Raw genomic sequence first — 15,359 nt, forward strand, 5'->3', positions numbered from 1 at the left:
GATCTTGAAGACGTTGCTTTTTTTGCTAATTATGATGCCCCATCGGCAGCTTAATTTTCTTTAACTCCTCCAAATTATGTATTGGTCGCTCCAACTCGTAAGGAATCGGCTGACGCGAAAAACACTGAAAGTACTGTAGACAAGCATCTTTCCACCAAACTGCATCTCTAGCTTGGATTCTCAGTTTAGCTTGAACAGCCAAAAAACGTGGTCGATCAATATATTTTTCCATACGATCCCAAACTTTTTGAAACTCCCTCACTTTTTGGACACCGTGGTCATAACGGAAACATAATTCGGTCCAAAGCGTATTGCCGCTATTCATTCGATAATTCCAGGAAACATGATGAAACCACAATAAAAGATTTTCCGGACAGGTGGATATATTCCCATAAATCTTGTCCAATGGTGGATTATATTGTGTTACAGCACGACTTCCATTAACCGTTCGGTCAAAGCCCAATCCCACGCTATCCGCATTATGGTAATACCATGGCATCCAGTCTGGACGTCCCCCCGGAATATCTCCCCAAGGTTCTGGGCCGTAATGATGCTCAAAAGCAAAAAGGTGATGCAGGCCTAAAGGCATCATATAATCGACTGCTGCCTCCCGTGATTCAAGCATCAGCTTCTTTATAGGTTCTACAAACTCCTGGACTCCCGTAAAAGTCATTCTTATCCACTCATCCGCTATCTGAACCGACGACAGGTTATTGTTCCAAGCCAAACGACCAAAGGCATACCAGTTGGCTTGGGCAAAATGATGCCCCGTCCAATTGGTATCCAAACCAATATTGGCGACAGCAGCGATTGCAGTTTTACGTCCCAAATGCCCCCTACTGTCGGTCAATTTTGACACCGTTTGCCCTTTCCCATTGGCATAGGTATCACTATCCAATACTTCCTTAAACAAAGGAGCCAAATAGACCAAATGATTAGAAAAGCCTAGATATTCCTGTGTCAATTGAAATTCGAGCATCTTTGCTGTATTTGGCATCGCACCCAACAGTGGATTGAATGGCTCTCGGGGCTGAAAATCTATAGGCCCATTTTTTACTTGAAGAATAACATTGTCCCGAAACTGGCCATCAAGAGGAACAAACTCTTGATAAGCCTGTTTGGCACGGTCATCTTTAGTCGGATGATAGACAAAAGCCCGCCAAAACACTGTACCACCATAAGGACTTAATGCATCGGCAAGCATATTAGCCCCATCCGCATGGGTTCTTCCGTAATCTTGCGGTCCAGGTTGTCCTTCAGAATTTGCTTTAACCAAAAATCCACCGAAATCCGGAACTAATGCATAAATTTCTTTGACTTTGGATTTCCACCAGCGCTTAACTTCCTGATTTAAGGGATCTGAATTGGTTAAACCGCCTATATTTTGGGGTGAGGAAAAATTGATTGACACATATACTTTAATGCCATATTTACGAAAGACATCCGCCAATGCTTTAACCTTTTTCAGATAATCCGTCTTCAAGAGATCCGACGAAGCATTCACGTTATTCAATACCGTCGCATTAATTCCTATTGAAGCATTGGCTCGTCCATATTGTTCATATCGGGGTGAAAGTTTATTCGGCAACTCCTCCCAGTTCCATAATGAATGCCCGGCATAGCCGCGTTCTATTGTCCCGTCGAGATTATCCCAGTGGTTTAAAACCCTGATATCATAGACAGGTATTTCAACGAATCCCGAGCGGGGTATCCCTGCTCCCGTTTCCTGAAGACGTAATAAATGATAAACAGCATATAATATACCCACAGATTGGCCTGCAATCATATAAACCTGATTTTCGTGTTGGCTAATTTGATAGCCGTCTTTTAAATCCTTTCGGCTAGGATCTAATTTTAAGATGACATCCCCTCCCTTCCAGTAACATTCCAGTTCCTGTTTTGCCAGTGCCAAGGTTACATCGGTTGATTTTCCTTTGATAACCTGGATGGTGCCTACAGGTTTTACCTGTTTTGAAAACCGCAGCCACAATTGGCTACCATCCTCCGACCTTAAAGTAGCGGGGAAAATAAAAAGCAACGCCAACAATAAGAAATGGAAATACATAGTATACCTCATCCGTAAAAAAACTAATACATCTTTTAAGAAGACAATCCATCTATTGGCTTAATATGACCATTCTCATCATACGTCAACTCAATAACTTTCATGCTTCTGAGCCAGGTCTTTCCTCCAGATGGAACCGAGTCGTGATAAAATAGGTACCACTTGCCCTTGAATTCCACGATGCTGTGGTGTGTGGTCCAACCAACAACAGGCGATAAGATCACCCCTTGATAAGTAAATGGTCCATAAGGATTGTCTCCGATGGCATAACAAATCAAATGGCTGTCGCCTGTAGAATAGGAAAAATAATACTTACCTTGATATTTATGCATCCAGGAAGCTTCAAAAAATCGCTTTTCCGTATCCCCATGCTTTAATGGTTTGCCCTCTTTATCTAAAATAACTAGATCCCGCGGCTGTTCCGAAAACTCCAGCATACCAGCAGACATCTTGACAACCTTAGGCGACAATGCAGTTTCATCAGATTTTGGCAATTCATTAGGCGAAACAATCTTATTATTCCGATAAAATTGGAGCTGTCCACCCCATATACCACCAAAATATAAATAATAGGAACCATCTGTATCTTTAAAAGCACATGGATCAATACTGTAGCTTCCCTTAATTGGATTATCCTGCGGCACAAATGGTCCATAGGGTTGGTCTGCCATAGCGACACCCAGTCTAAAAATATCGTTTTTGTCTTTCATGGAGAAATACATATAGTACTTCCCATCTTTCTCGGCTACATCGGAATCCCAAAGCTGACGACCGGCCCAGGGAATGTTTTTTACATCCAATACCTTTCCATGATCAACAACCTCCGCATTGATATCTTCTAGGGAAAATACATGGTAATCCTGCATATCAAAATGGTCGCCGTTATCATTTTCGGGGATGCCGCTTTCCCTATCGTGAGAGGGATAAATATAAATTTTGTTTTCAAAAACATGTGCTGAAGGATCAGCCATGTAATCTCCGGGATATAAATACTTACTTTTGTTCATTTTTCTTATTTCTTTTTTTTTTGAGTCAACGCAATAATATCCTTTACAAAAGGTTTGGGCTGATAATTCCGGTCAAATAACAACGGATAGTCTGTCCGTCCCGGAATAGGCCAGCCATTCTTCCATGAGTCTCCATCGCCAACACCCCACAATGTCACACGTGATATTTTATCCCGATGTTTGAGATATAAATTAAAAAAAGCTACATATCTCGCTCCCAACTCATTCATTTTCGCTGCAGGAAGTCCTTTTTCGTACGGATTCATCGCTTTACTGTAGGCATGACGCTCCCCTATTTCCGCTCCCATATTGGGACGTACATGCGGTAGGACCGAAATATCCATTTCCGTCACCATTACCTTCGCACCAAGGCCTGCAAATCCGAGTATGGTTTTTTCGACTTCATCGACCGATGGATTGTCCAATGCATTATGTTCCTGCATACCAATTCCAGTGACCTGCCCACCGGCAGCCTTTACCTGTTGCACCATACGCATAATACCCTTTCTTTTTTCGGGGATAGCAGTTGAATAATCGTTATAATATAATTCTGCATTTGGATCTGCCTCATGCGCAAATTTGAAGGCCAACTCAATGAACTGCGGCCCGATGATCTGGTAGAATTTGCTTTTACGCCATTCTCCATTATCCAATATGGCCTCATTCACCACATCCCAACCAAATACCCTTCCTTTATAACGGGAAACAACGGTTTGTATATGCTTCCGCATGCGTTCGATAAGTACCTCTCGGGTGACTTCTTTCCCATTTTTATCGACAAAAAACCAAGCTGGTGTCTGCGAATGCCAAATCAGCGTGTGACCGATAATTTGCATTTTATTTTTTTCTCCAAATGCGACAAAGCGGTCCGCATCTTTAAAATCGAACTCACCTTCCCTTGGTTGCAAAAACATACTTTTCATACAATTCTCGGCAACTATGGAGTTGAACTGCGTTTTGACCACCGCGACCGCTGCCTGATCGCGCTCCCATATCTGATCAAGGTTTAATGCTGTTCCTATAAAAAATTTACCCTCAAATGCATCTTTCAAGGTCAATGAATCAGGAGCCCGCTTCAGGTTCTGCAAAGTGGCTGAAGCAGCAGGACCAAATAGTAAGGCTGCTACCGCCACAACAATAGTTTTTAACATCTTCATGGTTTATTTTTGATTAATAAGTATGTCTTGATTCTATATCTTGGTTGATTTTGTCGATCGTTATATCATCCAGCTCGTATTTGGAGATAACATACATCGCGAGAACCAAAAGTACTGCAGGAATAACAGCCACCAACCATAGAATTCCCTTTTCAGCCAATGCAGATTGTCTTACGGCATTATCTTTATCAAATTCAACATAGGCTAGTACCAAACCCGGCACTACACCTCCTAGTGCCATTCCAGCCTTATAAAAAATACCTGTCAATGCATTGACAATACCCGAAATACGCTTACCGGTTTTATATTCACCATAAGATATGACCTCAGGCACAAGAGCCCACATATACCCCGTAGCGACGATTACACCCGTTGACTTAATAAACTGAGCAGCCAATACCAGTCCAATATTATTCTTGAGTGTCTCGTTGGATGAAATTATGTACAACATGAGCATTCCAAGGATAGCGATACTCAGAAAAACATAAAACATTTGCTTCTTTCCTATTGCACGTTTGATAGCCGGCACCAATGGCATAAAAATAAAAGCAGGCAGGGAGCCCAGAGCCATAAAATAAGGCAGCATATCCGGAGCATGTACATTATAGATCATGTAGTAGGATCCTGCCGAATTACCGATGGCCATCATCGCAAATGCTGTAATGAAAAAAAAGGCCAAAATACGCAAAGGCCGATTGTGCTTAAATTCTCGCCATAGATCAGATACGCGTACATTATCCGTATCCTTTTCATCCATAATAACCCGTTCTTTTGTTTGTGAGAAACAAAAAATCAGAAGGGCCAATCCGACTAAAGCATAGATCAGCATCGTTGTAAACCAGGCTTCGGCCGAATCTTTTGAGTTTATCTTTCCATCCGGAGCGAGATATTGTACGACCAGCGGTACACCATACCCAACAGCCAGCCCGCCCACGTTCGCCATAAACATGCGCGTCGATGTTAGTTTTGTCACCTCGTCCGTATCCCTCGTCAAGGAGGCATTTAAAGCACCATAGGGAACATTCACTAAAGTATAAAGCATTGAAAGGCCAACATATGTAATATAAGCGTAGGCCAAAGAACCCGAAAAGCCATTCCAAAAACACAGAATTGCAAACCCTGTCAATGGAATTCCTCCCAGCACCAAATAGGATCTGTACTTTCCCATCCGGGGATTTCTCTTATCGACAAATGCACCTACAATGGGATCCCACAGCACATCCACAATTCGAACAATGAGAAACATGACTCCTGCCGAAGCAGCAGAAATTCCATAAACATTGGTATAAAAAATCAGGAGGTACATCGAAACAGTCTGGTAAATAAGATTCTGTGCAAGATCACCAGCGCCAAACCCCACCCGTTGTTTCATTGAAAGTTTGTAAAAACCTTTAATAGGCTTTACCTCTGTTATACTTTGATCCATATAATTGGTTATTCGATTAGTTGATTACAAGGGTAAAACTACAAGTAGCTTTCTACCGGGAACCAATACAAATGTTTTATATTCCAATAAAAATGTTTAAAAAAGGCTGTCCATTTCCATTGGACAGCCTTTTTCCACATGTTTGTAAAACCGCTTACCGGCTAACGGTTCAATTCTTTACATACTTTACAAGATAGCTTTTGGTTTGTCCTTTGTAAACACAATCGACCTGTGCGTAACCAGTCACCGAGCTGCCTTGTTTAACTTTGATTTCAACTTCAGGGTTATTTGCCATAGCCTTCACCACAGGAATCTTCTTGTCGTTGGTTTCCATTGGAAAAGTAACTTCATAATGGTTGTAACCAACGATGCCGTTCTCATCGGTAGATCGCACAGGAATCGAAGGCAACATTAGTTTTTTTCCATTCACTGTAATCGTAACCGAAGGCGGTACCGGACGTTCAATTTTTTTGTCTTTCGAACTAAATCCCAATCCTATAAAATCAAAAAGTGGCTTGCCCTCTTCACCCTCAGCGACCAGAAACAAGGCATGTTTGCCATCCAAGTGATCGACATAATTAGAAACATCGACCGTAAATTGCTTTACTGTTGTCGCGGTATTTGCAGGAACTGTTATTTGAGCAATACGCTTTCCTTTCCAGGTTTCGTTATCCCAAGGGCCATCCAGCCACACGTTAACTTTAAATGAAGCTTGTGTTTTTGGTGTAATAAACAGATTGAAGGTCGTACGATTTCCTTTTTTTTGTTCCCTCAAACGCCTTTAATCCAAATTTATCCTGTTTTAGGCCTCCAAAACCAAAATATTTAAAACCTGCGATAGTTCCATTTTTCATATTTGTCACAGGCATATGGTTATCCCATACGTCCCATGAATCCTGTTGTAAACTGATATCTGAAAGATAACAGGCATATCCAGCCGAGTAATACCGATAGGGGTCTAATCCATAGAAATGGAATCCTTCCGATGTCACCTCTGCGCCTTTATATTCTTTTCCCTGCTTATCTTTGATGGTTAAATTTTCTTGAAATGGGTCAAAAGCACGGATAGAAACCATCCCACCATCTTTTACGCTTTTTTCATCCCACGAAACTTTGATAGGTTCCACTACCGCCTGCCGTGCAAAGCCAAATCCGCGTGGCGGTCTATGGTAAAATACGTACCATTGTCCATTGATCAGTTCGATACTGCCATGGGTATTATGCCCCGCATTGCTGGTTTCGATAGCCGATCCGTCTTTATTTAATACTGGAGCACGCGAATCGACCAAAACACCACCACTCTTCCAGGGCCCCAATGGTGAATCCGCCACCGCATACCGCAAGGTTGAATTTGAGCTTCCTACCCCATATTCAGGACCCGAATAGCCGCTGTATACCGAAACATACTTGTTGCCGACTTTACGAATTGATGAAGCTTCAAAAAAATTAAAAGTTCCTAAATCCTCCCCCTCAAAAATATTAGGATACGCGGTACCTTTTGGATCACGCAATTCACCATATCGTGCACTTGCTGGCAATAGATAATTAATAATTTCGGTACCTGGTCGTAGCGAATACATCGTTTTCTGATCTAACTGTGCCGCCATCGAGCGTTGAAACCCCCAAAAACCGTATGCCCGGAATCCAATTTCATAATCAGGATCTTTGGGATCCGTCACATATTCAATGTAAATGGCCGGATCAAACCCTAAGATACTTCCGGGCAAAGTACGTTTGCCGTCTTCCGTGAGGTTTATAGGTTTAAAGGGGCCATTCGGTCGATCGCCTTTGACTACCATTGCTTCACGTTTATCTCCTCTGCTGTGCGGAAACAAGTAGTATTCTTTTTTTCCATCTTTACGTTTGACCTCTACAAGATCTGGGGCATACATTACATCCCATTTTCCATCAATCGGATAGCTAAAAATAGCACCCTCGTCTCGCCAGCTCGTTAAGTTTTCAATCGGCGCTGACCACATCCGAATGTCAGGCCCACAATAACTCGTAAAACGTAAATCATGGGAACCAATGATATATGCGCGATATTTTCCTGGCTGGTCAGGATCTTCAAAAACACGGGGTTCACCATCAGGGAGATGCTCCCAAAGTGGTAGGTATGGATTACCTATAGACTGGTGCACAAACCCCTTACTGAGATCCTTCACCATATTTTGCTGCTGCCCCAACGCCCGTGTTGTTGATAAAATTCCCGTAACGGATAATAACAATACCATTGTCCGTTTTTTTAAGACAATATTTAGTCCCTTCATAAATTGATTATATTAATTACTTAAATTGCTGAATTATATTTTATACTATTCAATTGATTTTTTTGCTTCGAACTACTCATGCTACCAATTATCGGTACGAAATGGCACAGCTAGCATTCCTTCCTTGTTGACTAGATTTGCATCTTCGGGATTATTGCTCCATGCATAGCGGACTGCCTGTGGATTGCTGATCTTTGGATGACTCAATACAACCTCATTCCCACGTATAATTGCATTCGCCCATACAAATTTTCGGTCTGAACCTGCAATCGCAAAATGTTGCAATTTTTTACCATGACCGATAGCCAGTCCCTTTCCAATTTCGTTGAATGAAACGACAACTTGATTTCCATCGGTCCGCATATGTTTAAACCGTGGGCCGGAGGCGACTACCTGTTCACCATACAACATCTTACGCGCGCATAGAAATAATCGCTTTGCCATATCCTTCTTATTTAGCGGATGTATATCATTCCACTCACCAAGATCATAAGTCACGGCGAGCGCTGTTAAAGGAACCTCTTTGCTAACCTCAAATTGAGCCTCCCTGATCCTTGCCCAGTTAGACTCCGCCGGTACCGTATCTTTGGCCATAAAATTGGGCAGCTGCACCATCAAAAAAGGAAGCTGAGGCTGACCAAATTGCGCGCGCCAATTACTGATCAAACGAGTAAGATAGCTTTGATAATAGGATGGATCAACCGCATTTGCTTCCCCTTGATACCAGAGAACACCTTTTATTCCATAGCCGCGCAATGGATAGATCATTCCGTTATACAGGCCCGAACCAACCTGCCCCAAATGCCGCAGGCGGCTTTTATACTTTTCAACTTCTTCCTGGTCGATCGCAATTTGCCAACGCCATTCGCCTGCAAGATCAATACATACATCGTCCAATCTAATCTTATAGGATTTATCGGGTGTAAATCCGCCATCCCCTCCATCCGATCGCAGGCGCACGGTTAAATTATTTCTTCCTGCATGAAGTATCCCTGCAGGAATATCGTAAATCCGTGGCGGGTAACGGTAGGCAGTAGAACCTACAAAATGACCATTGACATACACCGAATCGCTATCGATCAAAGTCCCCAAATACAACTTAGCATGCCGCCCTTCTTTAGCTTCCGGAACAGTGAAATTCTTACGGTAATAACGTACCCCTTTAGTAGTTCGCTGCGCTTTTTCCCAGTATCCAGGCACCAGCACCGTTGGCCAATCCGAATCGTTATATTCTTCTTCCGTCCAATAATCCGCTCCCAGATCTCTTTCGGCCAACCGAAGGCTATCGACAGCATGTTGGTCTAGCAACAATTCAGGAAACTTTTTCAGATATTTCTGATCAATCCAGCGCTCTATTCCTGATCCGCCGAGACTAGATACGATCATTCCGACAGGAATACCATTATGCCGATAGGACTCCATAGCATAAAAATAGGCCAATGCCGTCCAATTCATAACATCAGAGGCGATTCCCGAATGCCATCGTTCACCAGAAGGTATATCTTCCTGCCTATCCACTAGACTATTTTGTGTCGGCACCTTGAAATAACGGATCATATGATTATTCGACTCATTTATTTCAGGAAAACGTTCCACAAGCCGCTTAATCGGTGTCTCCATATTCGACTGCCCCGAACAGAGCCAGACATCGCCAATTAACACATCCCGAATAACAATGTCATTGATCTCCATGAGATAAGGACCACCGTAATGCTGTGGCGGGATATGCACAGACCACTTACCATCCCGCCCTGCTTCTGTATAATAGTATGCACCTCTAAAACGAAGAGTAATCTTTTCGCCTTTCGCTGCCCATCCCCAAATATTGAGATCGATATCCCGCTGTAGAACCATCTGGTCCCCCAGGACTGCTGGCAAGCGTACACTGGCAGCACATGGTAGTAGTCCGAGAAGCCAAACAGTAACCAGCGTTAGACGACTAAAAAAAGATGAAAACCAAAAGACATTTTCTATTCTAAAAAACATATTCTACCACATTACCTTCCAAATTTCCAACAATCGAAAAACAGAATATTCGACGGAGCCTTGCCTTTAAAAACAAAGTATAAATCGTGTATTCCTTTCACTTTATCGGCTAGTACGGTCTCCACTGTAGTCCACCGGTCATCGCCCCCTGTCATAGGAACTTGTATGGTAGCTAATAAAGCCCCGTCGATCGCTCCCGAACGAACCTCCATGCTGACTCCACCGTTATGTGTTGTTCCCACCCGTGCAAAAAAAGTGCGGGCACCTTTCTCACCAAAGTCAACATTTTTCACACAGGTATAAGCTCCATCTTTCCTTGCCTTTATAAAAACACCTACTTTTTCATGCTGATAGGATTTAACGTGCTCGGACCAAGCAATCATTTCGGCCTGATGAAGTTCGTAAGGGTTTACGTTTGCTACCCCCTGAGTAATTCCTGCAGTCATTTTCATCGGCGGGATACTGCCGTCTGGATTAAAGTTTAATTCCTGAACAGCAACTGAGCGCGTGAAACCTCCCCCGCCGGGTAAAGCTCCATTGTGATAAAAGAAATAGGTCTTCCCTTTAAAATCGACAACACCAGGATGGTTTGTAAATGCTTTTCCTTCGGCTGGCATGACTACACCACCATACTTCCAGGGTCCTTCGGCTTTTTTGCTGGTCGAATACCCAATAAATTCAGGTAAAGGGCCTCCCGGCCAAAAAAGATAATACAAGCTGTTTCTTTTGTACAACCAGGGACCTTCCTCGTAGGTTGTAGGTCGTTTCGGATCTCCCGCTCTTTTTCCAAATGATGCTGCTGTCATCGGAACCTCAACGATATCACCCGCATAAGAGATCATATCTTCATTCAGCCTGACATATTTCAGCTGAGGATTCCCCCAGTACATATGTGCCTCACCATCGTCATCAATAAACACAGTCGGATCGATATCGCCCCATTCACTCTGTAGTAATGGTTTTCCCAAGGGATCATGAAAAGGTCCCAACGGACTATCAGCAACTGCAACACCGATCGCACCACGATTGTTGAGTTTAGAAATAACAGGCACATATAGATAAAATTCACCATTCTTTTCAACACATTGCGCCGCCCAAGCATCCCCTTTTGCCCATTCAAAATCTGTATAAGAGAGAATCGCACCATGGTCGGTCCAGTTCACCATGTCATTGGTTGAATACACCCGCCAATTGTTCATATTAAACCAGGTGGATTCTTCTTCATCCTGCGTGGTATAAAGATAAAGACGGTTATTATACACTAATGGTGCCGGATCCGCCGTATAGGATGTCTGTACGATCGGATTTTGTGCTTTTAACGTATTTATTGAAGGCAAAAACAGGAATTGGAATCCAAACAGAAATAACGTAAAAAATTGTTTTCTCATATCATCTTAATTTATGGTTAAATGGAAGTAATCAAAATCTACGTAGCCACCAGCCTCTTTACTCGCATAGTTAAAAAGTCCGAACCGATACCCCATAAAATGAGGGATGGTGTAACTCATTTTTAGCACGTTACCTATCATCTTCCAATGGTGTCCATCGGTACTATAAAAAAATTGGGCCGTATCTTTTTTGTTTGAAAAATCGCAGTTTGCTTTAAGAAATATACGCTGCTGTTTGAGATTGATCTTCGCTAGTTCTTGTGGCGCCCCCGTCATCGCATTAATCATTACCAACGATTTTGTATTTCCTTCCATCCGGACGCCTACTAAACCATAGTTTTTTTGCAATAGCGATATTCCTGCAAAATCACCATCTTTCATGTTAGAAACCTCTACAGCAATAGCGGCGCTGCAGCTCGGGCCGATGGTGCGTTGCGTCAATGTATTCTTAGCTGAAAGAAAGTCATCAGTAAGGTCGCCGGTTCGCAGTCTTAAAAAGCCACTGCGTTCGGTCACTGACCAAAGATCAACAACTGGGTTATGGTTCCATTGCCATGCCAGGGGAAGGGCGGCTTGTCCGGCTTTCCGGTCAAAATCATCCGAGTCAACAATTCCGGGGCTTAAGCTTTTATTTGCGGGAAGATCCAATGTGGCCGGGACTTTTCCGTCAATACCAAGCACTGGCCATCCATCTTCCCATTTGACAGGAACCAAAAACGGAATTCGGCCTACAGCACCATAATCCTGAAAAAGATAAGCATACCATTTTCCGTTCGGCATATCAATGAGACCTCCCTGTGCCACACCCTGATCCTGCAAAACCACTTTCCCCTCATACGGACCTTCCAATTGGCTCGCCCGATGTACAATCACCGTGCGCATTCCTCCCGCTGGCCATGAAATATTAAAAAGATAATACATACCATTGATCTTAAACATTTGGGATCCTTCAGCAGGTAAACCGGCTTTGCCTTCTTTAGGCTTGGCGGGTAAAGAGGCATCGTCTATCAATACGCGTTGTGTTCCTGCTTTAACACCTGAAAAATCAGGCAATAATTCAGCAATATAGATACGTCCCCCACCCCAGATCATATATATTTTCCCCCCGTCAAAGAATAAGCTATGATCGTGCATCATCGGCTGAAATTCTTTCGAAACCCAGGGGCCATGTTCAATATCTGCTGTGTGGTAGACATGCGTTTTTCCTGTATTGGCCGAAAATGTACTGACATAGTACCGCCCATCATGAAAGCGCAAACTGCTTGCCCAGGAGCCGTGCCCATACGCATTTTTATGGTTTGACAGATTGAGTTCATCCTGATCGCCAAGACGATCGTACGCATAATTAATCAACGTCCAATTGACCAGGTCTTTGGACTTCATAATCGGGACACCGGGGTTCATGTGCATGGTCGTACTGCTCATATAATAGGTATCACCGACGCGTATCATGGACATATCGGGCACGTCAGCAAAGATGATTGGATTATGGGCTTGCTGCGCCAATGCTCCCAAAAACGGGATCATTAAGGAGAAGACAAAAGCGCCGATTTTCATTCTTAACATATTGACAGGATTCATTAGTCGCATTAATTTAGTAAGCCTTAAAAGTATAATGTTTTCCAGGCAAGGTTTGTACATCGTATTCATAATAGCTTGGTAATTCAATTCCTTTCAGCTGTGAATCTGCAGATTGAATACTTACTGGTGTTATTACAGGAGCTAAAAGGGTATTAGTCTGATCGCCTTTTGCGATTTGAAGTTCAGATCCTTTCAATGGCGAAGCTGTCCGTAGCCGCAAATTACCGCCTAAAGGTGAAAAGACCATTACCTCCTTTATCTTCCCTTTTTTCCATTGCATTTCAATTTCAAATCCACCGCGCGCCTTGATACCCTTTACCCAACCCTCTTTCCATTGATCGGGAATCGCTGGCAGCAGATGCACAGCGCCATCGTGGCTTTGGACCAGCATCTCCGCAATACCCGCTGTTAAGCCAAAATTACCGTCAATCTGAAATGGAGGATGTGCCGTAAAAAGATTTGGATAGGTACGTCCATCGGGATGGTTTTCATCGGAAATGCTCAGCATTTTCTTTATAATTTCGTAGGCATGGTTTCCATCCAATAAACGGGCCCATAAATTTATTTTCCATCCAATTGACCATCCCGTCGCAAAATCACCTCGATATATCAATGAATTACGTGCAGCCTCAAACAATTTAGGCGTGCGGAACGGTGAAATTTGACTACCTGGAAACAATCCGTATAAATGGGATACATGCCGGTGTTGATTTTGAGGATCATCCACATCTTCCAGCCATTCTTGTAACTGATTAAATCGACCGATATGCATTGGTGGGATCCGCCGTGCCGTTGCCAGCAATGTATCCCTATACATTGCATCAATATCGAGCGCTTCCGCCGCCAAAGCGGTACGGGTAAGCATGTCGTAGCATAGCTGATTATCCATGGTCACGCCTGCCGCAAGTGGCCCTTGCTCGGGCGAAATTGAGGGACTCAGGACGAGCCATTTTTCAGCTGGATAACCACGATGCACGACAAGCGCAGACAAAAGAAAGTCGCAAGCTCCCTTCATAACCGGGTAAAGTTGCCTCAAAAACTCTTTATCTCCCGTAAAAAGATAATGCTCCCAAAGATGTTGGGACAACCACAGCCCCCCACTTGGCCACATTCCGGCAGCCGCAAAATCAATCGGACTCGTCACGCGCCAGATATCGGTATTGTGATGGGCCACCCAGCCACGGGCATGGTACAATGTCTTCGCGGTTTCTTCACCACGTTCACTGAGTTCTTTGATCATGGAAAATAACGGCTGAAGCGTACTGGAAAGATTGGTGACCTCTGCAGGCCAATAGTTCATTTCGGTATTTATATTGATTGTATATTTACTGTCCCATGCTGGTTGCATGGATCGGTTCCAGATTCCTTGTAGATTAGCAGGCTGGCCACCCGCTTGTGATGAGCAGATGAGCAAATAGCGCCCAAATTGAGCCAACAAGGTCACTAAGGCCGGATCCTGTGTACGGGCAAAGTCTGCAATACGCGCGGACAGCGGCAACTGTTGTTCGCTATTGGCATCCCCCAAATGCAGCTGGAATCGATTAAACTGTCTGCTGTAAGCAAGGGTATGCTGGTGTGAAGCCTGCTGATAGTCTTTGTCCATTGCCTTTTGCAATCTTTCTGCAGCCAGCTTATAGGGATCAGCTCCCAGTTGTTTATAATTTTGAAAATTACTCGCAATTGAAATATAAAGACAAACGGAACTTGCATCTTTTATATCAATCGATTCCTCTTTCACAACAAGCTGTCCATCGGTATGCTTTACTCCCGTATGAATCTGATAAACAACCTGCCCTTTAATACCCTCGTGATCGGATCCTCGTCCTTCTAAAATAAGCTTATCACCGTTTTTGTAAATAGTATGCTTCGACTCATTCTCATAAGTTAATGTGAAATTGAGTTTCCCCTTCTTGCTCGACTTTATTTTCATAACAATGGCATCATCAGCAAACGAAGTGAAAACTTCTCTAGTAAATGTTACCCCATCTACTGTATAACGCGACAACGCAACTGCCCGTTCAATATCCAGTTCGCGATAATAGTGCCGGTACCGTTCATGCCCAGGGAATCGAAGCAGAATATTTCCTGCCGTTTGATAGGGCATGCCATGTGTCTTGGTGAAGAAGGTTTCATTTGCAAGCTTATCGGCTTCAGCTGGTTTCCCATCGAATATATAATTCTGAATAGTTTTTAATGCCGCGCCGCCTTTCTTATTATCGTTGCGATAAGGACCTCCCGCCCAAATTGTTACCTCATTAAGCTGCATACGCTCACAAGATGGAATTCCATAAACCATCGCGCCCAACCGACCATTTCCAAGCGGTAAAGCTTGTTCCCATACCTTTTCGTCTGCAGGCCGATCATACCATAGGGTCAATGCCGATCGCTTTTGGGCAAACAACAATGTAGTATGCAGTGACAAGATCGCAATGAATAGGCTTATGTACTTCCAAATAAATTTTTCAATCATTTTTCTTGA

At 43.4% G+C, this 15,359-nt stretch carries 10 protein-coding genes; all 10 read right to left on the bottom strand.

Features of this window, described 5'->3' with window-relative positions:
* Positions 1–25 precede the first annotated feature (25 nt).
* Positions 26–2,077, bottom strand: coding sequence for an alpha-glucuronidase (locus BV902_RS20600; RefSeq protein ID WP_208734207.1), 2,052 nt, complete (start codon positions 2,075–2,077; stop codon positions 26–28).
* A 23-nt stretch (positions 2,078–2,100) separates the two neighbouring features.
* Positions 2,101–3,072, bottom strand: coding sequence for a glycoside hydrolase family 43 protein (locus tag BV902_RS20605; RefSeq protein WP_075993552.1), 972 nt, complete (start codon positions 3,070–3,072; stop codon positions 2,101–2,103).
* 5 nt (positions 3,073–3,077) lie between these two features.
* A complete protein-coding gene (locus tag BV902_RS20610) occupies positions 3,078–4,229 on the bottom strand; it encodes an endo-1,4-beta-xylanase (protein WP_075993553.1) in 1,152 nt (383 codons plus the stop codon).
* Positions 4,230–4,242: 13 nt separating this feature from the next.
* Positions 4,243–5,655 carry an MFS transporter gene (locus tag BV902_RS20615; protein ID WP_075993554.1) on the bottom strand — a complete coding sequence of 471 codons (1,413 nt, stop codon included), beginning with the start codon at positions 5,653–5,655 and terminating at the stop codon, positions 4,243–4,245.
* A 169-nt stretch (positions 5,656–5,824) separates the two neighbouring features.
* A complete protein-coding gene (locus BV902_RS27810) occupies positions 5,825–6,430 on the bottom strand; it encodes a hypothetical protein (protein WP_216640381.1) in 606 nt (201 codons plus the stop codon).
* Positions 6,357–7,925, bottom strand: a complete 1,569-nt coding sequence (locus BV902_RS20620; protein WP_216640382.1) for a hypothetical protein — start codon at positions 7,923–7,925, stop codon at positions 6,357–6,359. Before BV902_RS20620 ends, BV902_RS27810 begins: the two co-directional genes overlap by 74 nt.
* A gap of 81 nt (positions 7,926–8,006) precedes the next feature.
* Positions 8,007–9,911, bottom strand: coding sequence for a sialate O-acetylesterase (locus tag BV902_RS20625; protein ID WP_075993555.1), 1,905 nt, complete (start codon positions 9,909–9,911; stop codon positions 8,007–8,009).
* A gap of 11 nt (positions 9,912–9,922) precedes the next feature.
* The gene (locus BV902_RS20630; protein ID WP_075993556.1) at positions 9,923–11,299 is read right to left on the bottom strand and encodes a glycoside hydrolase family 43 protein; all 1,377 of its coding nucleotides are present in this window, start codon (positions 11,297–11,299) and stop codon (positions 9,923–9,925) included.
* A gap of 6 nt (positions 11,300–11,305) precedes the next feature.
* Positions 11,306–12,865, bottom strand: coding sequence for a glycoside hydrolase family 43 protein (locus tag BV902_RS20635; protein WP_237241757.1), 1,560 nt, complete (start codon positions 12,863–12,865; stop codon positions 11,306–11,308).
* 28 nt (positions 12,866–12,893) lie between these two features.
* Positions 12,894–15,350, bottom strand: a complete 2,457-nt coding sequence (locus BV902_RS20640) for a glycoside hydrolase family 95 protein (RefSeq protein WP_075993557.1) — start codon at positions 15,348–15,350, stop codon at positions 12,894–12,896.
* Positions 15,351–15,359: the final 9 nt, after the last annotated feature.

The sequence above is a fragment of the Sphingobacterium sp. B29 genome, from assembly GCF_001952815.1.
GTDB lineage: Bacteria > Bacteroidota > Bacteroidia > Sphingobacteriales > Sphingobacteriaceae > Sphingobacterium > Sphingobacterium siyangense.

Coding starts and splice junctions, on each gene's coding strand:
- BV902_RS20620 (WP_216640382.1), bottom strand. CDS start 7,925: ATGAAGGGACTAAATATTGTCTTAAAAAAACGGACAATGGTATTGTTA.
- BV902_RS20625 (WP_075993555.1), bottom strand. CDS start 9,911: ATGTTTTTTAGAATAGAAAATGTCTTTTGGTTTTCATCTTTTTTTAGT.
- BV902_RS20635 (WP_237241757.1), bottom strand. CDS start 12,865: ATGTTAAGAATGAAAATCGGCGCTTTTGTCTTCTCCTTAATGATCCCG.
- BV902_RS20640 (WP_075993557.1), bottom strand. CDS start 15,350: ATGATTGAAAAATTTATTTGGAAGTACATAAGCCTATTCATTGCGATC.
- BV902_RS20630 (WP_075993556.1), bottom strand. CDS start 11,299: ATGAGAAAACAATTTTTTACGTTATTTCTGTTTGGATTCCAATTCCTG.
- BV902_RS20600 (WP_208734207.1), bottom strand. CDS start 2,077: ATGAGGTATACTATGTATTTCCATTTCTTATTGTTGGCGTTGCTTTTT.
- BV902_RS20605 (WP_075993552.1), bottom strand. CDS start 3,072: ATGAACAAAAGTAAGTATTTATATCCCGGAGATTACATGGCTGATCCT.
- BV902_RS20610 (WP_075993553.1), bottom strand. CDS start 4,229: ATGAAGATGTTAAAAACTATTGTTGTGGCGGTAGCAGCCTTACTATTT.
- BV902_RS20615 (WP_075993554.1), bottom strand. CDS start 5,655: ATGGATCAAAGTATAACAGAGGTAAAGCCTATTAAAGGTTTTTACAAA.